The sequence below is a fragment of the Nonomuraea sp. NPDC003804 genome, from assembly GCF_040610675.1.
In the GTDB taxonomy this organism is placed as follows: domain Bacteria; phylum Actinomycetota; class Actinomycetes; order Streptosporangiales; family Streptosporangiaceae; genus Nonomuraea.
On sequence record NZ_JBEXMT010000015.1, the window covers coordinates 192,020 to 215,398 of the forward strand.

26 protein-coding genes and 1 riboswitch are annotated in these 23,379 nt (G+C 72.8%); of the genes, 18 read left to right on the forward strand and 8 right to left on the reverse strand.

Annotation, left to right across the window (positions count from 1 at the left end):
* From ABZX22_RS21980 to ABZX22_RS21990, 3 genes are all read left to right on the forward strand, one after another.
* Positions 1-1,824 (forward strand): PQQ-binding-like beta-propeller repeat protein, encoded by a 1,824-nt coding sequence (locus ABZX22_RS21980; RefSeq protein ID WP_354911914.1) that lies wholly within the window; start codon positions 1-3, stop codon positions 1,822-1,824.
* 104 nt (positions 1,825-1,928) lie between these two features.
* Positions 1,929-2,411, forward strand: a complete 483-nt coding sequence (locus ABZX22_RS21985; protein WP_354911916.1) for a metallophosphoesterase family protein — start codon at positions 1,929-1,931, stop codon at positions 2,409-2,411.
* 77 nt (positions 2,412-2,488) lie between these two features.
* Entirely contained in the window at positions 2,489-3,247 is a 759-nt protein-coding gene (locus ABZX22_RS21990) for an IclR family transcriptional regulator (RefSeq protein ID WP_354911918.1), read from the forward strand.
* Positions 3,248-3,322: 75 nt separating this feature from the next.
* On the opposite strand, the gene ABZX22_RS21995 is transcribed toward ABZX22_RS21990, so the two are convergent.
* Positions 3,323-3,478 (reverse strand): hypothetical protein, encoded by a 156-nt coding sequence (locus ABZX22_RS21995; RefSeq protein WP_354911921.1) that lies wholly within the window; start codon positions 3,476-3,478, stop codon positions 3,323-3,325.
* Positions 3,479-3,536: 58 nt separating this feature from the next.
* Here ABZX22_RS21995 and ABZX22_RS22000 point away from each other — a divergent pair, with 58 nt between their 5' ends.
* Positions 3,537-4,634: an endo alpha-1,4 polygalactosaminidase gene (locus ABZX22_RS22000; protein ID WP_354911923.1), complete on the forward strand. Its 1,098-nt coding sequence runs from the start codon at positions 3,537-3,539 to the stop codon at positions 4,632-4,634.
* Positions 4,635-5,338: 704 nt separating this feature from the next.
* Here the strand turns inward: ABZX22_RS22000 and ABZX22_RS22005 are convergent.
* Entirely contained in the window at positions 5,339-6,091 is a 753-nt protein-coding gene (locus ABZX22_RS22005; protein ID WP_354911926.1) for a fumarylacetoacetate hydrolase family protein, read from the reverse strand.
* Here ABZX22_RS22005 and ABZX22_RS22010 point away from each other — a divergent pair.
* Complete coding sequence (locus tag ABZX22_RS22010; protein ID WP_354911929.1) at positions 5,975-6,475, forward strand: SDR family oxidoreductase; 501 nt, start codon at positions 5,975-5,977, stop codon at positions 6,473-6,475. The genes ABZX22_RS22005 and ABZX22_RS22010 overlap by 117 nt on opposite strands.
* Before the next feature lie 68 nt (positions 6,476-6,543).
* Positions 6,544-8,313, forward strand: a complete 1,770-nt coding sequence (locus ABZX22_RS22015) for a cytochrome P450 (protein ID WP_354911932.1) — start codon at positions 6,544-6,546, stop codon at positions 8,311-8,313.
* A gap of 86 nt (positions 8,314-8,399) precedes the next feature.
* Here the strand turns inward: ABZX22_RS22015 and ABZX22_RS22020 are convergent, their stop codons facing one another.
* A complete protein-coding gene (locus ABZX22_RS22020) occupies positions 8,400-9,197 on the reverse strand; it encodes a phytanoyl-CoA dioxygenase family protein (protein ID WP_354911934.1) in 798 nt (265 codons plus the stop codon).
* A 59-nt stretch (positions 9,198-9,256) separates the two neighbouring features.
* Here ABZX22_RS22020 and ABZX22_RS22025 point away from each other — a divergent pair, with 59 nt between their 5' ends.
* From ABZX22_RS22025 to ABZX22_RS22040, 4 genes are all read left to right on the forward strand, one after another.
* Entirely contained in the window at positions 9,257-10,147 is an 891-nt protein-coding gene (locus tag ABZX22_RS22025; RefSeq protein WP_354912012.1) for a helix-turn-helix domain-containing protein, read from the forward strand.
* A 75-nt stretch (positions 10,148-10,222) separates the two neighbouring features.
* Positions 10,223-10,921, forward strand: a complete 699-nt coding sequence (locus ABZX22_RS22030; RefSeq protein ID WP_354911935.1) for a carbonic anhydrase — start codon at positions 10,223-10,225, stop codon at positions 10,919-10,921.
* A gap of 38 nt (positions 10,922-10,959) precedes the next feature.
* Positions 10,960-11,754, forward strand: coding sequence for a maleylpyruvate isomerase family mycothiol-dependent enzyme (locus tag ABZX22_RS22035; RefSeq protein ID WP_354911938.1), 795 nt, complete (start codon positions 10,960-10,962; stop codon positions 11,752-11,754).
* 133 nt (positions 11,755-11,887) lie between these two features.
* On the forward strand, positions 11,888-12,751 hold the full coding sequence (locus tag ABZX22_RS22040; RefSeq protein WP_354911941.1) for an SDR family oxidoreductase: 864 nt from the start codon (positions 11,888-11,890) through the stop codon (positions 12,749-12,751).
* A 29-nt stretch (positions 12,752-12,780) separates the two neighbouring features.
* On the opposite strand, the gene ABZX22_RS22045 is transcribed toward ABZX22_RS22040, so the two are convergent.
* Complete coding sequence (locus ABZX22_RS22045; protein ID WP_354911944.1) at positions 12,781-13,227, reverse strand: MerR family transcriptional regulator; 447 nt, start codon at positions 13,225-13,227, stop codon at positions 12,781-12,783.
* A gap of 28 nt (positions 13,228-13,255) precedes the next feature.
* On the opposite strand from ABZX22_RS22045, the gene ABZX22_RS22050 reads away from it, so the two are divergent.
* The 7 genes from ABZX22_RS22050 to ABZX22_RS22080 all read left to right on the forward strand — a co-directional run bounded on the left by ABZX22_RS22050 (position 13,256) and on the right by ABZX22_RS22080 (position 19,155).
* Positions 13,256-14,197: an NAD(P)/FAD-dependent oxidoreductase gene (locus ABZX22_RS22050; RefSeq protein ID WP_354911947.1), complete on the forward strand. Its 942-nt coding sequence runs from the start codon at positions 13,256-13,258 to the stop codon at positions 14,195-14,197.
* A gap of 5 nt (positions 14,198-14,202) precedes the next feature.
* Positions 14,203-15,591 carry a DHA2 family efflux MFS transporter permease subunit gene (locus ABZX22_RS22055; RefSeq protein WP_354911950.1) on the forward strand — a complete coding sequence of 463 codons (1,389 nt, stop codon included), beginning with the start codon at positions 14,203-14,205 and terminating at the stop codon, positions 15,589-15,591.
* Positions 15,592-15,864: 273 nt separating this feature from the next.
* Positions 15,865-16,473: a hypothetical protein gene (locus ABZX22_RS22060; protein WP_354911953.1), complete on the forward strand. Its 609-nt coding sequence runs from the start codon at positions 15,865-15,867 to the stop codon at positions 16,471-16,473.
* 65 nt (positions 16,474-16,538) lie between these two features.
* Entirely contained in the window at positions 16,539-17,108 is a 570-nt protein-coding gene (locus ABZX22_RS22065) for a DsbA family protein (RefSeq protein ID WP_354911956.1), read from the forward strand.
* A 76-nt stretch (positions 17,109-17,184) separates the two neighbouring features.
* Positions 17,185-17,751 (forward strand): CGNR zinc finger domain-containing protein, encoded by a 567-nt coding sequence (locus ABZX22_RS22070; RefSeq protein ID WP_354911958.1) that lies wholly within the window; start codon positions 17,185-17,187, stop codon positions 17,749-17,751.
* An 84-nt stretch (positions 17,752-17,835) separates the two neighbouring features.
* Positions 17,836-18,282, forward strand: a complete 447-nt coding sequence (locus ABZX22_RS22075) for a VOC family protein (protein ID WP_354911961.1) — start codon at positions 17,836-17,838, stop codon at positions 18,280-18,282.
* Positions 18,283-18,285: 3 nt separating this feature from the next.
* Positions 18,286-19,155 (forward strand): pyridoxamine 5'-phosphate oxidase family protein, encoded by an 870-nt coding sequence (locus ABZX22_RS22080; RefSeq protein ID WP_354911964.1) that lies wholly within the window; start codon positions 18,286-18,288, stop codon positions 19,153-19,155.
* 15 nt (positions 19,156-19,170) lie between these two features.
* On the opposite strand, the gene ABZX22_RS22085 is transcribed toward ABZX22_RS22080, so the two are convergent.
* The 4 genes from ABZX22_RS22085 to ABZX22_RS22100 all read right to left on the reverse strand — a co-directional run bounded on the left by ABZX22_RS22085 (position 19,171) and on the right by ABZX22_RS22100 (position 22,314).
* Complete coding sequence (locus tag ABZX22_RS22085) at positions 19,171-19,875, reverse strand: copper resistance protein CopC (RefSeq protein ID WP_354911967.1); 705 nt, start codon at positions 19,873-19,875, stop codon at positions 19,171-19,173.
* The gene (locus ABZX22_RS22090; RefSeq protein ID WP_354911971.1) at positions 19,872-21,080 is read right to left on the reverse strand and encodes a Dyp-type peroxidase; all 1,209 of its coding nucleotides are present in this window, start codon (positions 21,078-21,080) and stop codon (positions 19,872-19,874) included. Before ABZX22_RS22090 ends, ABZX22_RS22085 begins: the two co-directional genes overlap by 4 nt.
* Entirely contained in the window at positions 21,073-21,633 is a 561-nt protein-coding gene (locus ABZX22_RS22095) for a copper chaperone PCu(A)C (RefSeq protein ID WP_354911973.1), read from the reverse strand. The genes ABZX22_RS22090 and ABZX22_RS22095 overlap by 8 nt, the downstream gene beginning before the upstream one ends.
* Before the next feature lie 132 nt (positions 21,634-21,765).
* Complete coding sequence (locus tag ABZX22_RS22100; protein ID WP_354911976.1) at positions 21,766-22,314, reverse strand: MFS transporter; 549 nt, start codon at positions 22,312-22,314, stop codon at positions 21,766-21,768.
* Between the two features lie 199 nt (positions 22,315-22,513).
* Positions 22,514-22,714, forward strand: a riboswitch (cobalamin riboswitch).
* Between the two features lie 29 nt (positions 22,715-22,743).
* On the opposite strand from ABZX22_RS22100, the gene bluB reads away from it, so the two are divergent.
* Positions 22,744-23,376 carry a 5,6-dimethylbenzimidazole synthase gene (gene bluB / locus ABZX22_RS22105; protein ID WP_354911979.1) on the forward strand — a complete coding sequence of 211 codons (633 nt, stop codon included), beginning with the start codon at positions 22,744-22,746 and terminating at the stop codon, positions 23,374-23,376.
* The last annotated feature ends 3 nt before the right edge of the window (positions 23,377-23,379 follow it).

Consider the following 23,379-nt stretch of genomic DNA (forward strand, 5'->3'; position numbering starts at 1 on the left):
ATGACCGATCAGCACAACGGCCACCAGTACGGCGGGCAGCCCGGGTACGGCTCCCCGACCGGGGGCCACCCGGCCTACGGGCCCCCTCACCAGGGTCAGCCTGGCTATGGCGCCCCTCAGGGCCAGCCGGGCTACGGCGCCCCTGAGGCCCAGCCCGGCTATGGGCCTCCTGAGAGCCAGCCGGGCTATGGACCTCCTCAGGGCCAGCCGGGCTATGGGCCTCCTGAGGGCCAGCCGGGCTATGGAGCTCCCCAGGGTCAGCCGCCCTACGGGCCGCCGAGCCAGGCGCACCCCGCTCAGCCGGCGCCGCCGAACCACGGGCAGCCCGGATACGGGCCACCGAACCAGGCGCAGCCTCCCTACGGTCCGCCGCCCCAGGCCCAGCCCTCCTACGGCCCGCCCGGCGGGCCCTCCTACGGGCCGCCCTCGGGGCCCGGCCCGCAGGCCGAGTCGTGGAACCAGCAGGCGCCGTACCCGACCGGCCCGGCCAGTACGCAGCAGCCGCCGCGGCAGGCGCAGGGGAGCAAGGGCCGCACCTCGCTGTTCGTCGTGCTCGGCCTCGTGGTTTTGCTGGCCGTGGGCACCGGCACCGCGTGGTTCGTGGCCACCTCGGGCTCCGGACCGCAGGGGACGACCGCGCAGAGCGGCGACGGCGAGGCGCTCGGCCAGTGGGCGGTGCCGCTGACGAACGCCGACAGCACCGACTTCACCGCGGGCATGGCCTTCGCGGCATGGCTCACCGACACCACGATCGTCCGCGCCCAGAAGGACGGCCTGCTCGCCTACGACCTCAAGAACGGCAAACGAGCGTGGGGCGTGCCCTCCCCCGGCGAGCAGCTCTGCGGTGGCACCGGCCAGCTGGCGGCGGGCAAGGGCGCCGTCGCGTACGGCAGCGCCAGCATGTGCGACCACCTGGCGGGCGTCGACGCGGCCAAGGGCCGGCTCACCTGGAAGATCAAGATTCCGGCGGAGAAGTCCAGCCTGGCCAACATGATCACCGCGCCGCAGCTGATGAGCGCGGGCGACATGGTGGTGCTGTCGGTGAAGGAGACGGTGTACGGCCACCGGCTGTCCGACGGCGCGAAGCGGTGGACCGTCGCGCCGCCCGAGGGCTGCCACCTGGAGGACGTCGACGCGGCCGCCGCCCGCGTGGTCGTGATCTACGACTGCTCGTTCGCCGGCACCCCGAACCGCGTGGAGGTGCTGGACCCGCACAGCGGCAAAGCCGTCAAGCGCTACCCGCTGGGCGAGACGGGCCTCGGCCCCTCCGTCCTGTCGGCCGACCCTGTCATCGTCCAGGTGGAACGTGGTGGCGAGGAGATCTTCCTCGCCTTCGACGCGGGGGGCCGCGAGGTCGCCATCAAGCCCGGCCACGTGGACATGTTGAGCATGAACAAGGTCGCGACGTTCGACGGCATGGCGGAGAAGTACCGCTACGCCGTCCACGGCGACCGGTTGTACCTGGCGACCTTCCCCGAGAACGTGCCGAACGAGCTCCGCTCCAGCAACAAGGCGCTGGCCTTCGATCTCAAGACGGGCAGGCGGCTGTGGGAGTCGTCGGGCACCAACGCCACCAAGCTCACCTACGTCCGCGCCGACGACAAGGGGCTGCTGGCGCTGGAGGTGGGTGACCGGCGGGACCTGGCCCCCCGACTGGTACGGCTCGACGCCGCGTCGGGCAAGGCGACGCCGGTGGCGACGTTGCCGCAGGAGTTCGGCACCGAGGGCGACAACGCCATGGTGTTCGAGCGGAAGGGCGGCGTCGTCATCGTGCCGTGGACGTCGGTGGCGACCAAGAACGCGGTCACCTTTTTCGGCGGTTGATCGGTCTCGGCGGTCGATCGGTCTCGGCGGTTCATCAGGTCTCGGCGGTTCATCAGGTTTCGGCGGTTCATCGGATTCCGGCGGTTGACGGGTAGGGACAGCCCATGAACGTCGTGGTGCTGTCCGACACGCACGCGCCGCGCCGCTGGAGGTCGTGCCCGCCGAGAGTGGCCGAGCATCTGCGCGGCGCCGACGCGATCCTGCACGCGGGGGACGTCTGCGTGCCGTCCGTGCTGGCGGAACTGGCCGCGTTCGCGCCGGTGCACGTGGTGAAGGGCAACAACGACGGCCCCGAGCTGGCGGCGCCCGAGACGCTGGAGCTGACGCTCGACGGTCTGCGGGTGGGCATGGTCCACGACAGCGGCCCCGCCAGGGGCAGGCTCGCGCGGATGCGCCGGTTGTTCCCCGAGGCCGACCTGGTCGTGTTCGGCCACTCGCACATCCCGCTGGACGAGTCGGGCGAGGGGTTGCGCATCTTCAACCCCGGTTCGCCCACGGACCGGCGCCGCCAGCCGTACGGGACGCTGGGGGTGCTGAGGATCGAGCACGGGGTGCTGGCGGAGGCGCGGATCGTCCCGGTGACGTGAACCCGCGGCTCGCGAAACGCGCCAAGTTCCGTATCACGCGCTAGCATTCCACAAAGCGGAACTTGGAGGAGAGTGCAGTGGCTGAGGCTCAGTCCCCCGTCGGCAGCGTCGATCGCGCCCTGCTCATCCTGCAGGAGATCGGAAAACACAGCAGGGGCGTTACGCTCGACGAGCTGGCCACCAGGCTCGGCCTCCCCAAGAGCTCGCTCCACCGGCTGCTGGGCGCGCTGAAGCACCGCGGGTTCGCCGCCCAGCCCGAGCCGAGCGGCCCCTACTTCCTCGGCACCGAGATGCTGGCGACCGCGTTCAGGTTCTACGAGACGATGGATCTGCGCACGCTGGTGCGTCCCCTGCTGCTGCGGCTGAGCGAGGAGTTCACCGAGACGGTGCACATGGCCATGCTCGACGGCGGCGAGGTCGTCTACCTCGACAAGGTCGAGGCGGTGCGGTCGATCACGATGACCTCGGTCGTGGGCGGCCGCAACGCCGCCCACTGCACCGGCGTCGGCAAGGCGCTGCTGGCCTGGACGTACCCGACCGACGAGGCGATCAAGGCGTGGGCCGACAGGTACGGCCCGCTGGCGGCCAGGACCCGCAACACGATCACCAACCCGGCGAAGCTGGCCACGCATCTCGACCAGGTACGGCAGCGCGGTTACGCGCTCGACCTGGAGGAGAACGAGCCGGGCGTGCGGTGCGTGGCCGCCCCCGTCTTCATGGGCAGGACGGCGCCCGTGGCGGCGGTGAGCGTGACGGCGATCAAGGACCGCATGTCCCCGGCCAGAATGGAAGAGGTGGGCAACGTGCTCAGGCGGGCGGTCGCCGAGCAGGCCTGAACGTCCCGGCGGGGAGCGCGCAGGTCTCCCCGCCGGGACGTCGGCTGACGGCGCCGGTGGGTGCGGTATGCGCCGTCAGCCTTTCACCGCGCCGGTCAGCGCCTGGACGAAGCGGCGCTGGCCGGCGAGGAACACCGCGAGCACCGGCACCGTCGTCAGCACCGTGCCCGCCATGATCGCCGGCCAGTCGGCGCGGTGCTGGCCCTGGAAGGTCGTCAGCCCGACCTGCACCGTGTTTTTCCTTAGTCGCGGAATATCATTTCGCTATATGGAATAGAAGGTGAGTAGATTGACCAAGCTCCGATCGATCTCGACCCGGTTGACCGCGGTCACGGCCTTACTGCCGCTCGCCGTCACCGGCCTGTACGCCTCCGCCGAGGCCGCCACGACGGCGACGCCCGGGACTACCGGTGTCACCGTCACCGCCGGCGTCACCGCCGGCGCCGCCACGGCAGGCCCGGCGGGTGGCACGGCGTCGGGCGGCGCGGCGAGCGCCGTCACGGGCGCCGCCACGAGCGGCGGGCGGTCGGGCGCAAGCGCGGCGATCTGGCGCCCGCCGGTGCAGAGCCGCTGGCAGTACCAGCTCCAGGGCACCAAGGCCTTCGCCGCGACCGGCGGCATCAACGTCGGCATCTGCGAGACGCCGCAGAGCGGCGGGGCCTGCGTACGGCCCAGCATCTTCGACATCGACCTGTACGCGGACGCCGAGATCGCCGGCAACAACACCACGCTCAACACCGCGGCCGTCAAGGCCATCCACGCCAGGGGCGCCAAGGCCGTCTGCTACGTCGACGCCGGCTCCATCGAGGATTTCCGGCCGGACTACCAGGAGTTCGTCGACTGGCACGAGAGCCACGGCAAGTCCCTGCTGGGCAAGCCGTTCAGCGACGAGTTCCCGAACGAGCGGTGGGCCAACATCAACAACGACAAGGGCCAGCGCGACTTCCTGCTGAAGATGATGGAGGCCCGCGTCGACAAGTGCGTGCAGGCCGGCTTCGACGGCGTCGAGTTCGACGTCGTCCACGCCCACGAGGAGGGCAAGTCGGTCACCGGCTGGGACATCAGCCCGCAGACCCAGCTGGTCTACAACAAGGCGCTGGCCGACATGGCGCACCGCAAGGGCCTGTCCGTGGCGCTGAAGAACGACCTCAGCCAGATCGACGAGCTGGTGTCGGTCTTCGACTACGCCGTCAACGAGGGGTGCTTCCAGTGGCAGGAGTGCTCCGCCCTGTCGGCCTTCGTCAGGGCCGGCAAGCCGGTCTTCCAGGTGGAGTACAAGACCTCGCCCGGCGGCTACTGCGCCAAGGCGAACCAGCTGAAGTTCAACTCCATCAAGAAGGCCGCCGACTACTCGCTGTACGACAAGCCGTACAAGCCGTGTAGGTGAGCCCGCGCCGCGGCCCTGCCGGGCGCGGGGCCGCCCGCTCATGCCAGCCTCGGCACGAGCTTGAGCGCGTTGCCGGCGTCGACCTGCCCGAGCACCTCTTCGGGCAGGTCGAGCCCGCTGATGGTCCACCGCCCCCATCAGCGGCGGGTCCTCCAGCGAGTGGGCGAAGGCCTCGTCGGCGGTCTCCATGAAGCGGAAGTTGATGCGGTGGACGTCGGGGTGCGTGACCGAGGCGCGCAGCTGCGCGGCCAGCCGCTCGCCGAAGCCGTGACCCGGTTCCGCGGTCAGCGACCAGTCGACGTGGCAGAAGGTGGCGAACCTGCCGGGATGGGCGGCGTCGTAACGTTCCAGGTTCGCGGCGAGCTCCCGGCCCCACCGGCCGTCGAGGTTGACCATGCCCCGCAGGTTGAGCGCGTCCATCGTCGCCAGCAGCGCGGGCACGTCCTTGACCCCCCAGCCGCCGTCGCCGGTGAGCCGGCGGCCGAGGTGGACATGGGCGTCCACGGCCGGTACGCGCGCCCGCTCGACCGTGGTGACGGGGACCCGCAGCTGGGAGACCGGGCGATACTGGGACAGGAGGAGGTCCACGCTGCCTCGCTTCATGGCGCGAGCAGGGCCTTGACGGGAACGGCGGCACCGTTCATTAGGGCGGTGAAGACCTCGGCGCCCTCGCTCAGCGGGAAGGTGCCGACCCAGCTGAGATCTTAGCCGCCGACGAGCTCGGCGGCCGTGGCGAAGTCCGCGTCGGTGTAGGCGAACGAGCCGAGCACCCGCTTCTCCCCGCGCACGAGGGCGGCGGCGTCGAAGCCCGCGACAGGATCGGCCAGGCCCAGCCAGACCGCAACCCCGCCGGGCCGCAGCAGGGCGAGCGACCGCTCGTGGGTGGCGGCGCCGACAGCGTCGAAGATCACGTCGTACTCGCCGGTCAGCTCGGCGACGGCCGCGTCCGCGCCGAGGCGTCCCGCGATCGAGCGGCGGCTTTCCGCGCGGTCGGCGACCTCGATGCAGGCGGCCTTGCCGGACAGGGCGACCTGCAGGCAGGCCAGCCCGATCGCGCCCGCGCCGATGATCCCCACGCGGGCGCCCGGGGCGGGCGCGGCCAGCGACCAGGCGTGCACAGCGTTCGCGGCCAGCTCCACGACGCCCGCCGCCGTCCACAGCCGCAGCGCCTGGGGGTCGCCGAGCTCGTCGGGGGTCACGATGACCGGCCCGAGCGGGCAGAAGGTGTCCAGGCTCTTGCCGCGCGTCCACTGGCCGTCGGCGAACTGCAGGTCGCGGGCGGAGACGTCGTTGGCCACGGTGTAGCCGGCCACTGCCGCCAGCGCCTGCGCGGGGGACGCGTGCCGCAGCGGCGTGCCGACGACCACCGCCACCTCGACCTCCCAGTCCACCCGCCCGGTGAGGCCGGCGTCGATCACGATGGGCTCGCCGGGCCCGATCATGCTCGAGGCCGTCACCTGGTCGAGCGGGGCGAGGGCGGCGTCATCCTCAACATGTCCTCGACCAACGGGCTGGGCGGTGAGGCCGACTACGCCCACTACAACGCCTCCAAGGGCGGCGTGCTGCTGCTCACCAGGACCATGGCGGTCGAGCTCGGCAAGCACGGCATCAGGGTGAACGCCCTGTGCCCCGGCTACATCAGGACCCCGCTCAACGCCGCCATCTCGGCCGGGCTCGCCGACGACTTCGTCTCCTCCTACGAGCGCGACCACATCCCCCTGGGCCGGGCCGGGCTCGCCGCGGAGGTCGCGGCCGGCTACGCCTTCCTGGCCTCCGACGACGCGGCCTTCATCCACGGCACCGAGCTGGTCATCGACGGCGGCCAGCTGGCGGTCATGTAGGGAAACCATGGCGGGGAGCTGACAGGGGGCACGGTGTCATCGCCACGGCACGGGGTAGCCGTTCCTGCATGTCGACGATCACCCGAGTCGCGCACTTCCGGCAGGGACGAGCCCTCCACACCGTGGGCGAACTCTTCACCGGCACGCTCGAGATCGACGAGCACCCGCCGCTGGGCGTGCCCGCGCTGGACCGCGGGCCGCGGCCGGTGCGGGCACGGCTGTCCAAGGGCCTGTCGCTGCCGGGCTCGCTGCCCGACGTGCTCGGCCTCGCCATCAAGATCCTGAATCCGGACGGGGACCTGGACCTGCTGCTGTCCTGCCTTCCCGGCACCCGGCACTACTCCACGATCCTGTCCTACCGGCACGACGGGGGACGGGTCCGCTTCACCGCCGAACCGCTCGGCGAGCAGCCGCCCGCCGATCCCGTGCGCGCGCATCCGCCACTCGCCTTCGCGCTCAAGGCCAACGGGCGCAGGATCGCGATCCTGCGCCTGACCGGGCACGCCGAGGGCGAGGCCGACTTCGACCCGATCGTCAACCACCACCCCGCGCTGCGGCCCGCCGGCTGGGTGCAGCGCCTGCGCGGCAGGGCCTACGCGCGTTCCCGGCTCGGCCGCGCAGGTCTGCCGCGCGCCTCGGTGCTGGAGAGCGCGCGCCTGGGCGTGGGCGTGTTGCTGCCCGCGCTCGCCCAGGGCGTCGCCCTCCGCCGGCCCCTCGGCGTACGGCTGGCCGCCCTCCTCGACGCCGACCGGCGCGGCGCGCGCCTTCTCGAACGGCTCAGGGCCAGGCACGGCGAGGGCCCGCTGCTGGTCCGGATCCCGGTGCGGGGCCCGGCGCTGATCCCGCTGGCCGCCGCCGACGTGCGCAGGGTACTGGAGGATCACGCCTTCACCCCCGCCAACCTGGAGAAGCGCGCCGCCCTCGGCCACTTCCAGCCGCACGGGGTGCTCATCACCCTGGACCCCGGCCTGCGCGAACGCCGCCGCCGGCTCAACGAGCAGATACTGGAGCCCGGCCGGCCGCGCCACAGCCTCGCCGGCCCGTTCACCGCGGTGATCGAGGAGGAGGTGGCCGCGCTGCCGAGCGAGGGCGAGCTGACCTGGCCGGTGTTCACCGCCGCGCACGGGCGGATCGCCCGCCGCCTGGTGCTGGGCGACGGCGCCCGCGGCGACGAGCGGCTGACCCTGCTGCTGAACCGGCTGCGGGCCGACGCCAACTGGTTCTACCTGAGGCGGCGCCATCGCCAGGCGCGGGCGGCCTTCCAGCGCCGCCTCGACGTCCACCTCCGGCGGGCCGAACCGGGCAGCCTCGCCCCTCTCCTGATGGCGGCCCACGCCGATCCCGACGTGCACGCCGAAGGGCAGGCCCCGCACTGGCTGTTCGCCTTCGACGCCGCGGGCATCGCCGCCTACCGGGCGCTGGCGCTGGTCGCCGCCCACCCGGGCACCGAGGACCTGCGCGCCGCGGTGGAGGAGTCGGTCCGGCTGTGGCCGACGACGCTGGCCGTGCTCAGGGACACGACCGAGCCGATCGAGTGGCGGGGCGAGATCCTGCCGGAGGGCACGATGGTGGCGATCTTCAGCCCGTACGCCAACCGTGACCCGCACGCGATCGACGACCCCGACGCCTTCGTCCCCGGGCGCACGGGCTGGACCGGCATCCCGTTCAGCGCGGGCTTCGCCCGGTGCCCCGGCCGGGACCTCGTGCTGTTCACCGCCGAGACCGTGCTCGCCGCGCTGCTGCGCACCAGGCGGGTGCGGCCCGTGACCGCGCTGCCCACGCCGCTGCCGGGCACGCTCGACCACTTCAGGCTCCGCTTCGCCGTACGGCCCGCCTAGAAGCTCCGCCGCACGGCCCGCCTTCGCAGTACGGCCCGCCTGGACATGGCGGCCTTGGCGTGCGGGGGCCGGCCGGCGGTGGCGGGCTAGTGCGGTCCCCCGGCGTCGGTGCCGCACGGGCCGCCGCCCGTCGACTCCGCGAAGAACACCCGTTGCCCGTCCAGCGTGAGCGTGGGGTAGTAGGAGGAGATCCGCTCGGTCGAACGGCCGACGTAGTGGCAGATGAAGCTGCGGCGGAAGCGGTCGGCGGTCGTGTTCGGCTCGGAGCCGTGGACCAGGTTGCCGTTGAAGAACAGCACGTCGCCGGGGTCCATGTCGACCGGCACCCGCGCCAGCCCCGGCGGGGGCGGGACGTACTCCCGGGTGAAGGAAAGGCCGGGGTCGGCCTCCTCCGGGCAGAACAGGTCCATGCGGTGGGTGCCGGGCACCACCTCGAGGCCGCCGTTGTCGCGGTCGATCCGGTCGAGGGCGATCCAGGCGGCCACGCACGTGCCCGGCTCGACCCTCAGGTAGAAGTTGTCCTGGTGCAGCGCCTGGCCGCGGGCGCCGGGCGGCTTGAAGTAGAACATGCTCTGGGCTGCCACCGGCTCCTCGCCGAGCATCCGGCCGACGATCGCGGTGATCCGGCCGTCGAGCAGGTAGCGCAGGGCGAGGTCGTTGATCTGGTGCGGGTGCATGACCCGGGGATAGTCACGCAGGATGTCATAGGGGGCGCCGGGATCCTGCGGTCCGGGCGTGAAGTGCCCGGGCACCGGTCCGGCCGCGTGCAGGGCCATGAACTCCTCCCGCAGCGCGGCGGCCTCACCGGCGGTCAGGAGCCCGCGCACGAGCGCGAACCCCTCGTCGTGGAAGGTCCTGAGCTGCGGTTCGTCGAAGGTCAGCACGATACGTTCACTCCTTGTTCGGCTGATTCCCACGCTAGGAGGGCCAACCGGTGAAACGTATGCCTGCGACGGCTGAGGACATGTCCGTTCCTGCCGCCGACCTGGTGATCGTCGGACACTTCGACCGGACGCCTGGCTACGCCGTGCGCCGCGGCACGGGCGCGCCCAGCTGGCTGCTGATGTGGACGCAGGCCGGGGCGGGTCATGTGGAGCAGGGCGAGGTGGCCTGCACGGTCGGCCCCGGAGACCTGGTCGTGCTGGGCTCCATGACCGGCCACCACTACCGGGTCGCGCCCGGGGCCGCCCGCTGGGCGTTCTGGTGGGTCCACTTCCAGCCCCGCCCGTCCTGGCTGACCTGGCTGCGCCCGTACGCGCGGGGCTCGCGCTGCCATCTTCTGCGCGGGGTGCCGGAGACGGTGCACGGGCGTCTGGACCGCGCCTTCCGCCGGGCCGACGCCGACGCCCGCCGGCCGGGGCAGGGCGCACCGCCCGCGCCGGCGCGACGGCCGCCCAGCCCGGCCGTCGCCGCGGCGCCGCCGGCGCGCGAGCTGGTGCTCAACGCCGTCGAGGAGGTGATCATGCTGGCCTGCGCCGCGACGGCGGGGCCCGAGGAGGGCGGCGACCCCCGTGTCCGGCAGGCCGAGGCGCTCATCGCGGCCGAGCCCGACGCCCGCCACAGTGTCGCGTCGCTGGCGGCGTCGGTGGCGCTGTCACCGTCGCGGTTCGCGCACCTGTTCTCGGCGCAGACCGGCAGGTCGCCGATGCAGGCCGTACGGGAGGCCCGGGTACGGCACGCGGCCCGGCTGCTGGAGGTGACCGACATGGATGTCGGGCAGGTCGCCACGGCCTGCGGCTTCGCCAGCCCGTTCCATTTCAGCAGGACGTTCCGCGCGGCCTACGGCCTGTCGCCCCGCCAGTACCGCTCCCGGCTGCGGGATTCCGGCTCGTGATCCGCCCGTGTGTCCCGTGTCACCTGTCGCGCGACTCGCCCCGGCGTACGACGATACATCGGCATAATCGCAGGCATGACTGCCAAGATCGTCAACCGTCGCACGCTCCTCCACGCCGCCGGTCTGGCGGCCGGCGGCCTGCTGGTGGGCGCCGGGTCCGCGCACGGCGCCACCCGGCCGGCCGAGCTCGCCACCCGCCCCATTACCCCCGACGCGGCCTGGGCCACGTTACGGGAGGGCAACCGCCGCTGGGTCCAGGACCAGGCCACGCACCCCCACCAGGACTCCGCCAGACGCGGCGAGGTCGCCCAGAAGCAGGACCCCTACGCGGTGGTCGTCTCCTGCATCGACTCCAGGGTCCCTCCCGAGATCGTCTTCGACGCGGGGATCGGAGACGTGTTCACCGTCCGCAGCGCCGCCCAGACGATCGACCCCCTGGTGACGGGCGCCATCGAGTACGGGCCCGTCGAGCTGGGCACTCCCCTGCTCGTCGTCATGGGCCACCAGCGCTGCGGCGCGGTGACGGCCGCCGCGCACGCCCTGCACGCGGGCACCACCCTGCCCGGCCAACTGCAGCGCATCGTCGAGGCGCTGCGCCCCGCCTACGACCGCGCCCACGGCGACGTGGACAAGATGATCAGGATCAACACCGCGGACGTGGTCGCCAAGCTGAAGGCCGACAAGCTTCTGGCCCCGCGCGTCCGCCGGAAGCAGCTCAAGATCGTGGGTTGTTACTACTCGCTCGACACCGGCCAGGTCACCCGGCTGGTCTAGCCTGGAAAGTCTCTGCGGCCGGATGACACAGTGGAGGCATGGACCTCCTTCCCCACTTCCGTCGCGAGATCCTCGCCTTCGAGACCGCCGCCCGCACCGCGGCCAAAGCGGCCACGGCGCCCGTCGTGCCGTCGTGCCCCGCATGGTCGATGTCAGATTTGGTGGGACACCTGGGCTGGGTGCACCGGTTCGTGGCCCGCATCATCACCGAGCGCCTGCGGCAGCCGCCGGAGGCGCTCGACCCCGAGCTGATGGGGCTGCCGGAGGACCTGCGCGACTGGCAGGGCCCCGGGCACGAACCGACGACCGGACCGGTCCCGCCGAGCCTGATCGAGTGGTTCGGCGAGGGCGCCTTCGCGCTGGAGTCGGTGTTCAGGAAGACCCCGCCGGACGAGCGGGTGTGGACGTGGGCGCCCGAGCAGACCGCCGGGTTCTGGCTGCGGATGCAGACCATCGAGGCGGCCGTGCACCGCTGGGACGCCGAGGGCGCGGTCGGGACCGCCCAGCCGGTCGCGGCCGAGCTGGCCGCGGACGCCGTCGAGCAGACCTTCACCGTCATGGCGCCGGCCCGGCGGATGGTGCGGCAGGCCCCGCCCGGGGCCGGCGAGCGGTTCAGGTTCCGGCAGAGCGACGGCCTGGGCGACTGGACGGTCCGCTTCGACGGCGACGAGGTCGTGCTGACCCGTGACGGCACGCCGGGCGACGTCGAGGTGAGCGGCACGGCGTCGGATCTGATGCTGTTCCTGTGGGGGCGGATCCCGGCCGGACGGCTGCAGGTCACGGGCGAGCGGGACCGGCTCGACCGCTACTTCGCCCTGGTGCCGCCGCTGTGACCCGCGAGGGCCCCCGCAGGCTGGGGCCGGGCGCCAGGCACACCAGGGGGTACTGACCCCGTCGCGGCACGGTGCGATCGCGCGCCGTGCCGCTTCGCCGTTAGAGGGGCGCGGACCTGGGCAATCGCACGTCATGCCAGAAGAACCGAATGCCACACCGCCCGCGCAGCGCCAGCAGTACCCGGGCACGACCGGCCAGATGTCGCCGGAGCCGCGCGACGAGATGCGCGGCTACGCGGGCCGTGACCTGCTGAGCGGCAAGAAAGCCCTGATCACCGGGGGTGACTCGGGGATCGGCAGGGCCGTCGCCGTCGCGTTCGCCAAGGAGGGCGCCGACGTGGCCATCGCCTATCTGAGCGAGCACGAGGACGCCAACCACACCAGGAAGGTGGTGGAGGCCGAGGGCCGGCGGTGCGTGCTGCTGCCGGGCGACCTGGCCGACCCCGACCACTGCATCGCGGTGGTCGAGCAGGCGGTGGCCGAGCTGGGCGGGCTGGACATCGTCGTGAACAACGTCGCCTACCAGAAGCCGGTCGACGCGTTGGAGGAGTTGACCGACGAGCAGTGGGAGCACACGTTCGCGGTCAACATCCACAGCTACTTCCGCGTGACCAAGGCGGCGCTGCCGCACCTGCGCGAGGGCAGCGCGATCATCAACACCTCCTCCATCAATGGCCTGCGCGGCAACAAGTCGCTCATCGACTACGCCGCCACCAAGGGCGCGATCAACGCCTTCACCTACTCGATGGCGCAGACCCTGATCGAACGGCGCATCCGGGTCAACGCGGTCGCTCCGGGTCCGGTCTGGACGCCGCTGATCCCGGCCACGTTCCCGCAGGAGAAGGTGGAGCAGTTCGGCAAGCAGGCCCCGATGCGGCGGGCGGCCGACCCCGACGAGATCGCGCCCTCGTACGTGTTCTTCGCCGCCGAACGGCTGTCGTCCTACTACTCCGGAGAGATCCTGGCCCCGGTCGGCGGCGAGACCCTGCCCGGCTGACGCCCTGCCCGCCGGCTGTCAGGGCCTGGTCACGCGGGCGGATCCGCCCTGACCACGCAGGTGGCCTGGCCGGGGTCGGTCAGGCCCGCCGCGCTCTCGGCCACGCGCAGGTAGCCGGGGCAGCGGGTGAAGTCGTCGGCCGTGCACTGCATGATGTGCTCGATCAGCGCCTTGGACGCGGCGATCTCGCGCAGCCGCCGCTCCAGCTCGGCGTGGTGCCGCTCGAGGATCGCCGTGCGCTCGGCGTGGCCGGCCGAGTTGAGGACCTCCCCCACCTGCTCCAGGCTCATCCCCGCGGCCTTCGCCCGGATGATCGTCAGCACCCTGACGACATGGTCGCGGGTGTAGAGGCGCCTGCCGTTCACCCTGGTGGCAGGGGTCAGCAGGCCCATCGCCTCCCAGTGGCGCAGCACGTGCGGCGCCAGATCGAACCGCTCGGCCAGCTCCCCGATGCGCATCGAACCACTTGACTTCATGTTGACATTAACTTGCAGACTTGCGCGCATGTCAAACATCTTCGATGTCGCGATCGTCGGCGGCGGCCCCGCCGGCATGGCCGCGGCCCTGACCCTGGGCCGGATCCGCCGCAGCGTGCTCCTCCTCGACGCCGGCCACGGCCGCAATGCCCCCGCCGAGGCCGTGCACAACTTTCTGACCAGGGACGGCACGCCGCCCTCCCGGCTGCGAGAGCTCGGCAGGCAGGAGCTGTCGGCCTACGCCACCGTCGAGGTCCGCGAGGAGACCGTGACCGGCGTGCGGGCCGGCTTCCACCTCCAGCTGTCCGGCGGCGGCACGGCACAGGCCAGGCGGCTGCTGCTGGCCACCGGACTGGCCGACGACCTGCCCGGCCCGCGCGGCGTCGGCCCGATGTGGGGCCGCTCGGCCTTCCACTGCCCCTACTGCCACGGCTACGAGTGCACCGGCAGGACCGTCGCGGTTCTCGGCGCCGAGCCGGCGCGGGTACGGCTCGCGCTGCAGCTCACCCGCCTGGCCGCCGACGTCACGCTGTGCACCGACGGCCGGCCGCTCGACCCCGCCCAGCGGGCCACGCTGGAGGCGAACGGCGTCGCGGTACGCTGCGAGGCCGTCGCCAGGCTGGAGGGGAGCGGCGACCGGCTCGACCAGATCGTGTTCGAGAGCGGACCGCCGCTGGCCAGGGAGGCGGTGTTCGTCGTCAACGCGCCGCGCCAGCGCTCCGACCTGGCCGCCCGACTCGGCTGCGCGACCTTCGCCGACGGGTGCGTCGAGGTCGACGAGTTCGCCCGGACCAGCGTGCGCGGCGTCTACGCGGCCGGCGACATGGCACGGCGGGCCACCGTACCCGTGCCGCTGGCCGCGGTCGTGGCCGCCGCGGCCAGCGGCACCGTCGCCGGGGCCGCGTTGGACCAGGACCTGCTCGGCGACGACTTCGGCCTGCCCGGCCCGTTCGCCGGCGCGAAGGGATGAGCGCCGTGAGCACCACCCACCTCGCCAGGAGCACGCCCGCGCGCGTGGCGCCGGCCACCGCCGGACTGCTCATCGGCATGCTGCTGTCGGTCCTGGACCAGACGGTGGTCGCCATCGCGCTGCCGGACATCGCCGCCGATCTCGGCGGCACGGACGCGATCGGCTGGATCGTCACCTCCTACGTGCTGGCCTCGACCACCACCGGCGCGCTCTACGGGCGCGTCAGCGACCGGTTCGGGCGCCGCGCCGTCTTCGTCACCGCGGTGGCCGTCTTCCTGGCCGGCTCGATGCTGTGCGGCTTGGCGCGGACCCTGCCCGAGCTGGTGGCCGCCAGAACCGTCCAGGGCATCGGCGCGGGCGCGCTGTTCGTGCTGCCGACGATCGCGCTGTCGGAGCTCTACCCCCAGCGCCTGCGCGGCAGGGTCCAGGGCCTGACCGGCGGGGTCTTCGCGCTGGCCAGCCTCGGCGGCCCGCTGGCCGGCGGCGCGATCACCGACATCGCGGGCTGGCGCTGGATCTTCTTCGTCAACCTCCCGCTGGGCCTGCTCAGCATCGCGCTCGTCGGCTTCGCCCTGCGGCTGCCCACACCCGGCGGCGGCAGGATCGACGTCGCGGGCGGGATACTGCTCGCGGGCGCGACGGTGAGCCTGCTGCTGGTGGCCGAATGGGGCGGGCGGGTCCACGCGTGGACCTCCGGCGCGGTCCTCACGCCGGCCGCGACCTGCGCGGCGCTGCTGGCGCTGTTCGTGTGGCGGCAGCGCCGCGCGGACAACCCGCTGCTGCCGCCGCGGCTGTTCGCCGTCCCGGCGCTGCGCGTCACGCTGGCGGCCACCGCCCTGCTCGGCGCGCTGCTCGGCGGCTCGATCGTGTACCTGCCCGGCTACCTTCAGGCCACCTACGGCATGGGCGCCATGCAGGCGGGCCTGGCGCTCACGCCGTACGTCATCACGTTCATGGCGGTCGCCTCGGTGTCGGGGGCGCGCGTCGCCGGCCGGCCCAAGCCTTACCTGGTCGCCGGGGCGGTGATCGTGGTGGCGGGCTTCGCGCTGCTGAGCCGGCTCGAGCCCGGCACCCCGTACGCGCTGGTGGCCGTGGAGTTCGGCGTGCTCGGCCTCGGGTTCGGGCTGCTGATGCAGAACCTGGTGGTCGTCGCGCAGAACGCCGCCGTCCCCGCGGACCTGGCCGCCGTCACGTCGGCCGCGCTGTCGGCGCGCGGGCTCGGCCTGTCGCTCGGCGTCGCGCTCTTCGGCAGCCTGCTCGCCCGGCAGTCGCACGGCCGGGGCGTCGGCGCGGCGATCCCCGAGGTGCTCGCCTGGGGCGTGCCGGTGGCGATCGTCCTGGTGGCGCTGATGGCCGCGCTGCCGCGGCCGGCCGGACGGCCGGCCGACGCCTGAGCGGGCGGCTTGCTGGGCCCATGGCCACGACGCGTGGGTGGTCGGCGACCAGCAGTGCGGGGTGTACGACTTCTCGGGTGGCGCCGCCGAATACGCCACGCCGTCGAGCCGGCCGTAGCGCTCCCGGCTCGGCGGGGCCCGCCTCCCCACCGGGCCGGCCGCCTCCGCGCGTTTGCCATTGCTTGTCCCAACCCTGCATCGGCGCAGCTCGACCGGGCGGTGCGGCCACCGTAGCCTCGGAGATCGGGAGGGGCGGGGAAGGCGGAGGTCATCATGTTCATCCAGGTCATCAAGGGCCGCACCGGCGACCCCGGCCAGCTGCGCGCCGCGCTCGACCGGTGGGTCGAGGAGCTGTCCTCCGGCGCGCCGGGATGGCTCGGCACGACCGCGGGCGTCACCGACGACGGGACCTTCGTCAACCTGGCCCGCTTCGAGTCCGAGGACGCCGCCCGCGCCAACAGCGGGCGCTCCGAGCAGCACCAGTGGTGGATGGAGACCTCCAAGCTGCTCAGCGGCGACGTCGTCTTCCACGACTCCGCCGAGGTCGTGCCGTTCCTCGGCGGGGGCTCGGACGAGGCGGGCTTCGTGCAGGTGATCGAGGGCAGGGTGCGCGACGTGCGGCGGCTGCGCGAGCTCAACGAGCTGTACGAGGCGCAGTTCAGCAACTTCCGCCCCGACGTCCTGGGCGGCATCGCGGCCCTGTACGACGACGGCTCGTTCACCCAGGCCATCTACTTCGCCTCCGAGTCGGCGGCCAGGGAGGGCGAGCGCAAGCAGCCTCCCGCCGATCTGAAGGAGCTCTTCGACGAGGAGATGGCGCTGTACGAGAGCGAGCTGGTCTTCTACGACCTACGCGACCCCTGGCTGTTCTCCCGTCGCTGACCTCCTCTCGAGCCGGTGGTGCGACTTTCCTGAAGCGGGCGCGGTCGAGTCGGTACTTTCGTGCTGTGATCACTGACTTCTGGTTCGACCCGACGTGTCCGTACACCTGGGTGACCTCGCGGTGGCTGGTCGAGGCCGCCCGGGTGCGCCCGATCGAGATCCGCTGGCGGCTGCTCAGCCTGTCCGCGCTCAACGAGCACCTCGAGGTGAACCCGGAAGGCGACACCGAGGGCTACCTCTGGTACCCGGCACGGGTGTGCGCGGCGGTCGAGCTCCGGTACGGCACGGCGGCGCTCGGCCGCTTCTACGAGACCCTGCACGATCTCGGCGGCTGGGACCTCGCCCCCGCGCTGGCCGCCGCCGGCCTGCCCGAGGAACTGGCCGAGGCCGCCAGCACGACGTCGTACGACGACCACCTGCGGGCCTCGACCGCCGACGGTGTGAGCCGGGTCGGCAACCACGTCGGCACCCCGATCATCGCGACGGGTGACGTCGCCTTCTTCGGTCCGGTGATGTCCCGCATTCCCAGAGGGGAGGCCGCCGGCCGGCTCTGGGACGCCACCCTGCTGGTCGCGGCGACCCCGGGTTTCCACGAACTCAAGGGCGGCCCGCACGCCGAGCCCTGTCTCGACTAGCGCGGCCGGGCACCGGAGCAGCCGGCCCCTGCTCCGCCTAACGGGGAGACCGCATATCGCCCATTAGCCTGGATGGATGCTCGCCCTCGACTTCGTCAGCACGATCCGCGCGACGCGCAGCGGTCTCCTCGACGCCCTGTCCGATCCCGACGCGCTCACCGCGTGGGCCCGCTCACGCGCCGGCGAGCTGGGCCTGGATCCTGGCTTCACCGCCACGTCCGAGCAGTGGCGCCAGGTCGTCGAGCTGCGGCTGGCCGTCAGGGCGCTGTTCGCCAGGGCCGTCGCGCCGAGGCCGCCCAGCGCGGCCGACGCCGCCCGGCTGCCCGCCTTCGACCAGGCGCTCGCCCAGGTGAACGCGGCGGCGCTCGCCGTACCGGCGGCGCCTCAGCTGGCCTGGGACGAGGACGGGCCGGCGCTGTCGCTCGTGCCCGTCGGACCTCCGGCGGCGTTCCTGGCCGCGCGCCTCGCGCAGGCCGCCCTGCGGTTCCTTGCCGGTCCCGAGGTCGCGGAGCTGCGCACCTGCCCCGCTCCTCGGTGCGTGCTGTATTTCGTCAAGGAGCACCCGCGCCAGGAATGGTGCTCGACGGCCTGCGGCAACCGGGCCAGGGCCGCGCGCCACTACCGCGCCCACAAGGCGGAGTGAGTGACGCACGCCACAAACTTCTAATGGGATAACGCATCAAACTCCGTTATATTTGTCGGTATCGAATCGACGGAGGAGTTCTCGATGTCCACCTTCCAGACCGGCCACATCGGCCTCAACGTCACCGACCTCGACCGCTCGGCCGACTTCTACCAGCGTGTCTTCGGCTTCGAGGTGAGCGGCAGGTCCGACCAGGACGGCAAGGAGTTCGCCTTCCTCGCCCAGGACGGCACCCTGAGGCTCACCCTGTGGCGGCAGAGCGAGGGCCGCTTCCCCACCGCGCAGCCCGGGCTGCACCATCTGTCGTTCCAGGTCGCGAACCTGCACAAGGTCCAGCAGGCCGAGGCGGTGCTGCGCGAGATCGGCGCGACCATCCACCACGGTGGCATCGTTCCGCACCGCGAGGGCGCCTCCTCCGGCGGCCTGTTCTTCGAGGACCCCGACGGCATCCGCCTGGAGATCTACGCCCCCGACGCCGCGGGCGACCGCCCGGCCCCCAGCGGCTCGGCCCCCACGTGCGGGTTCTTCTAGGCCATGGAGCACTCCGGAGAGGCCGCCGTCCAGCGCCGGGCGGGAGTGCCCAGGGCGGGGACGTGGGGATCGGCCCGGACCCGGCCGGAGATCCCCGAGGTGGCCGCCGACTTCCTGAGCCGGCAGCGCCTGCTCGTCGTCGCCGCCACCGACACCCACGGCCGGATGTGGGCCGGCGCGCTGACCGGCCCTGAAGGCTTCGCCCAGGCGCTGGACGAGCGGCGCATCATGGTGGGCGCCCTGCCGGGGCCCGGCGACCCGCTGGCCGGCGCGTTCGACAGCGAACACGAGATCGGCATGATCGCCATCGAACCCGCCACCCGGCGCAGGATGCGGGTCAACGGCACCGCGCACGCGGCCGGCGCCGGCCTGCTCGTGCACACCGAACAGGTCTACAGCAACTGCCCCAAGTACATCCAGGCCAGAACGATCATCCCAGGACCGGCCGTCACCTCCCCCGCCGCCCGTACCTCGAACACGCTCAGCGGGCGGCAGCAGGAGTGGATCTCCGAGGCGGACACCTTCTTCGTGGCCACCCACGCCGAAGGTCTCGGCGCCGACGCCTCGCATCGCGGCGGCAACCCCGGATTCGTCACGATGCTGGACGAACGGCACCTGGCCTGGCCCGACTACGTGGGCAACTCGATGTACATGACGCTGGGCAACCTGGAGCTCGACCCTGCCTGCGGCCTGCTGTTCCCCGACTGGGACAGCGGCGACGCCCTGCACGTCACGGGGCGGGCGCACGTCGAATGGGGCGCGGAGCGCACGGTCCGTTTCGAGGTGGACGGCGTGGTGGAGGTGACGGCGGCCTCGCCGCTGCGCTGGGAGTTCGGCGGGTACTCCAGGCACAACCCGCCGACCCCCACCTGAAGCGTCCGCGCAGGGTCACCCCTCCTCGCCGGGCTCCTCCCGGCGGCGCCTGAGCAGCAGCAGGGCGCCGCCGGCCACCGCCAGGACGCCGGCCGTCGCCCACAACCACACCGGCACGCCATCGGCTGCCGGATTCGCGGCCGGGGTCGCGGCCACCGCGTCCGGCGCCCCCGGCGAGGACCCGGTCACCGCGGGCGCGGGCACCGCCGAGGAATCCGGCGCGGCTTCCGCCGACGATCCCGGCGTGGCCTCTCCTGAGACGGCGGGCGTGGCTTCCGCCGACGCGGCGGTCGCGGGGTCCCCCGAGGAGGACGGTGCGGCCGAGGCGGTCGGCGTCGGGGTGGCCGAGGGGCCGCCCTTCACCGAGAACGGGATCTCCCCCTCGATCGGGTGCCCGTCGGTGGAGACCACGCGCCACCCGATGACGTACCGCCCGGCAGGCAGCGGCTCCGGCACCGCCACGGTGACGATCTTGCCATCCACCTTCGGCTTCCTGAGGGTGACCGCCGAGCCGTCACCGTCGTGCAGCACGATCGCGGGCAGCCGTACCGAGGAGGTGAACTCCAGCTCGATCTCCTCCACGGACGCCACCGTGGCGTTCCTGGCCGGCGAGCTGCTCTTGAGCCGGTCGTGCGCCAGCGCCGGCGTGGCACCGAGCACCACCAGCAACCAGCAGGCGGCCACCAGCACGAGGCCCCTGCGAACCGATCCCTTGCTCATGACAGCAGCCCCTCTCCGATCCAGCCGTCAGGGCCGCAGCCCGGCGGTATGGCGAAAACCGCCGAACCGATCGGCGTGGTCCATTCGTTCAGCAGGTCCGCCTCGGCCAGCCGTTCCTGCACGGGCACGAACTGGCGGGCGATGTCGGCCTGGTAGGAGGCGAACAGCAAACCGGTGTCGGCGCGGCCGTCGGCCGCGACGCCCTCGTCGTAGTTGTAGACCCGGCGCAGCATCCGCAGGTTCGGGTCGGCGACGTGCGCCCGGCGGATGTGCGCGTACTCGGAAATGACGGGGAATCCGGCGGGGGTGAGCTTGGCGTAGTCGGGCGCGTCGTGCTCGCGCCCGCCGGTCAAAGGGGCGCCGTCGGCCAGGCGGCGGCCCACCGTGAACTCCTTGGCCACGGTGTCGGCGGCGTCCCACGTCTCCATCTCGGCCCTGATCCGCCGCAGCACCAGGGTGGTGCCGCCCTGCAGCCGGCCGCCCTCCGCCGGGATCCAGACCGCCCGCTCGAACTCCGGCGTGCCGGGAACCGGGTTGACCGTCCCGTCGAGCTGCCCCATGACGTTGCGCTGGGTCAGCCCGCTCGGCTGCGTGTGCGCGGCCCGCCTGAACCCGCGCTGGGTCCAGCGCACCTTCGCGAACGCCCTGGCGTCCTTGACCACCATCCGCAGCGTGTGGGCGACGGTGAGCGGATCGTCGGCGCAGATCTGGACGAGCAGGTCCCCGCCGCTCCAGCGCTCCTCCAACTTGTCGATCTTGAAGGCGGGCAGCGGGGCCACCGACGCGGGCCGCCGCCCGGCCTGCCCGGCCGCGGCGAACAGGCCGGGGCCGAACCCGAACGTGACGGTCAGCCTGGACGGCAGCGCCGCCAGCTCAGGCTCGGTGTCGGCGAGCGCCGGCCGTCCCTGGGTCAGCCGCCGGGCGTCGTCGGTCAGCAGCCGCATCATCCTGGACACCTCCTCGCGGCCGATGCCCTTGCGCAGGTCGAGCCCGACGAACACGGCGTGCGCCTGCGGCGCGGTCGCCACGCCCGCCTGGTGCGGGCCGTGGAACGGCTCGACCGCCCTGCCGTCGGCGACCACCGGGGGTGCCGTGACCGTGCCCGCCCCCGCGGCGGGGGCGGAGCCGGCGACGGCGGCCACCGCCGCCACGGCCCCGCCCGCCAGCAACCGGCGGCGATTCACCGCGAGCCCGAGCTCAGCCATGGTCGCCACTCATGTCCATGCCGGGCTGGTAGTCCTCCTTGCCCCCGGCGAAGTCCTTGCCCATGGCGGTGAAGGCGAACGTGCCGCCGCCCTCGAGGACGAGCGTGAACGGAACCTCCGCGCCCGGCTTCACCTCCTCGGTGACCCCCATGAGCATGATGTGGTCGCCACCGGGCTTCAGCACGTGGGAGCTCTTGGCGGGGATGACGAAGCCGCCCTTCTTCGGCTGCATCACCATCTTCCCGCCGGACTCCACCACCTCGTGCAGCTCCACCTTCGGCGACAGGGGGCTGCTGCCCGAAACGACGGTGACGGCCGTACCGGAGTCGTTGACGAGCGTGCCGAAGGCGGCGGTCATCCCCTTCTTCGTGGTCTTGATCCACGGGTCGGTGATGGTGAGCGCGGAAGCGGCAGCCGACTGCCCGGACGATCCGGACGGCCCGGACGGCGAGGCCACGGCGACCTGCTTCGGTACGGAGTCGGCCGCCTCCTGGACGCCACAGGCGGCCAGACTGGCCACGCCGACGACAACGACGATGACGCGCGAGAACATGGATAGCCCTTCTTCCGGCTGAGCCGGCACTGGTGTCATGGCACTGATGTCGACCCGGCGCCCGTCACGACAGGGACGCCGGGGAGCACCCCTTTCCCGGGGTGGCCCGCATCGGCCTCCTCGAACGGGAGGTCAGGCGGGAACGGTGCGCATGACGCCAGGAGGGCCGCGCCGGCCCATCTCATGGCCGAGCATGATGGAGCGCAGGATCAGCGGCCGCTCGGCCGGCGCGGGGACGGCCGTGCGGGCCGCCGGATCGACGAACGCCAGCACCGCGACGAGCAGCCGTACGGCCAGCCGCCGCAGCAGCGCCCACAGGGCCGCCTCGCCGTGCGACATCCACAGCGCCGTCAGCCCGATCGCCCATCCGTGCATGACCAGCATGCCGAGGCCCGGCACCAGCCAGGACTGGCCGTGCGCGTGCCCGGCGACCACCGGCTCGACGGCATGGGCGCCGGCGAACAGCACGTGCAGCACCAGCTGCGTGGCGGCCAGGGTCACGGCGATCACGGCCGCCGACCGCTCCCGCCCGGCCAGCGCCTGGGCCGGCAGGAACGACACCAGCAGCGCCACCACCACCGACGGCGCCGACACCGACCCGCCGGCGAACACATGGGCGGCGATGCCGAGCATGACCGAGACCGCGGCGAAGGCGGCGGCTCGCAGAGCTCGAAGCGGCATCGTGGCTGACATGGCCCGGCCATCATCCCACGCTTACCCGCCGCTTCCCCAAGCGGATTCTTCGCCGCACAACCGCCCCCCTCGCGCGAGGAAGCCTGGACGAGCCCGCACCGGCCGTGGTGACAGGACCGCGGGCAGGGCGCCGGAGTCCCTGCCGACCTCGCCGACCGGGCGGGTGAAGTGATCGGCTAGCGTACTGCCCGGCGAACTGTTGCGAGGTGCCCCGCGTTCGCGGGGAGAATCGGGAAGCCGGTGAGAGTCCGGCACGGGCCCGCCGCGGTTACCGGGGAGCCTCCGCCCACGCGCGCGAGCGCAGTCACTGGCCCGACAGGGCTGGGAAGGCCGGCGGGCAGGCGTTGATCCGGGAGTCCGAAGACCGGCCTCGCGTTCACCGCCCCCACGGGGGCGCGAGTCAGCGGGAGCCTGCCCATGATCAGCCAGCTGTACGACGTCATCCACCGCCGCCGCGACGTGCGCGGCGAGTTCACCGGCGCGCCGGTGCCCGACGAGGTGCTGCACCGCGTGCTGTCGGCCGCGCACGCGGCGCCCAGCGTCGGCCTGTCCCAGCCGTGGGACTTCATCCTGGTGCGCGACCGCGCCGTCCGCGCCGCCTTCCACGATCACGTACGGCAGGAGCGGGACACGTTCGCGGCCGCCCTCGACGGCGAGGCCGCTCGGCGGTTCGCCCGGATCAAGATCGACGGGGTGCTCGAGTCGACGCTGTCCGTCGTGGTCACCTACGACCCTGACCGGGGCGGGCCCGCGGTGCTCGGCCGCCACGCCATCGCCGACGCCGGGCTGTACTCGGTGTGCCTGGCCATCCAGAACCTGTGGCTGGCCGCCACCGCCGAAGGGCTCGGCGTCGGCTGGGTGTCGTTCTACCGCGAGTCCTTTCTGCGGGACCTGCTGGGCGTCCCCGGCGTGGTGCGACCGGTCGCGTGGCTGTGCGTGGGCCCCGTCTCCCACCTGGAGGAGGTCCCTGACCTGGAACGGCACGGCTGGCGACGGCGCCGCCCGCTGGACGCCGCCGTCCACCACGACCGCTGGACCGGCGACCGCTGACCT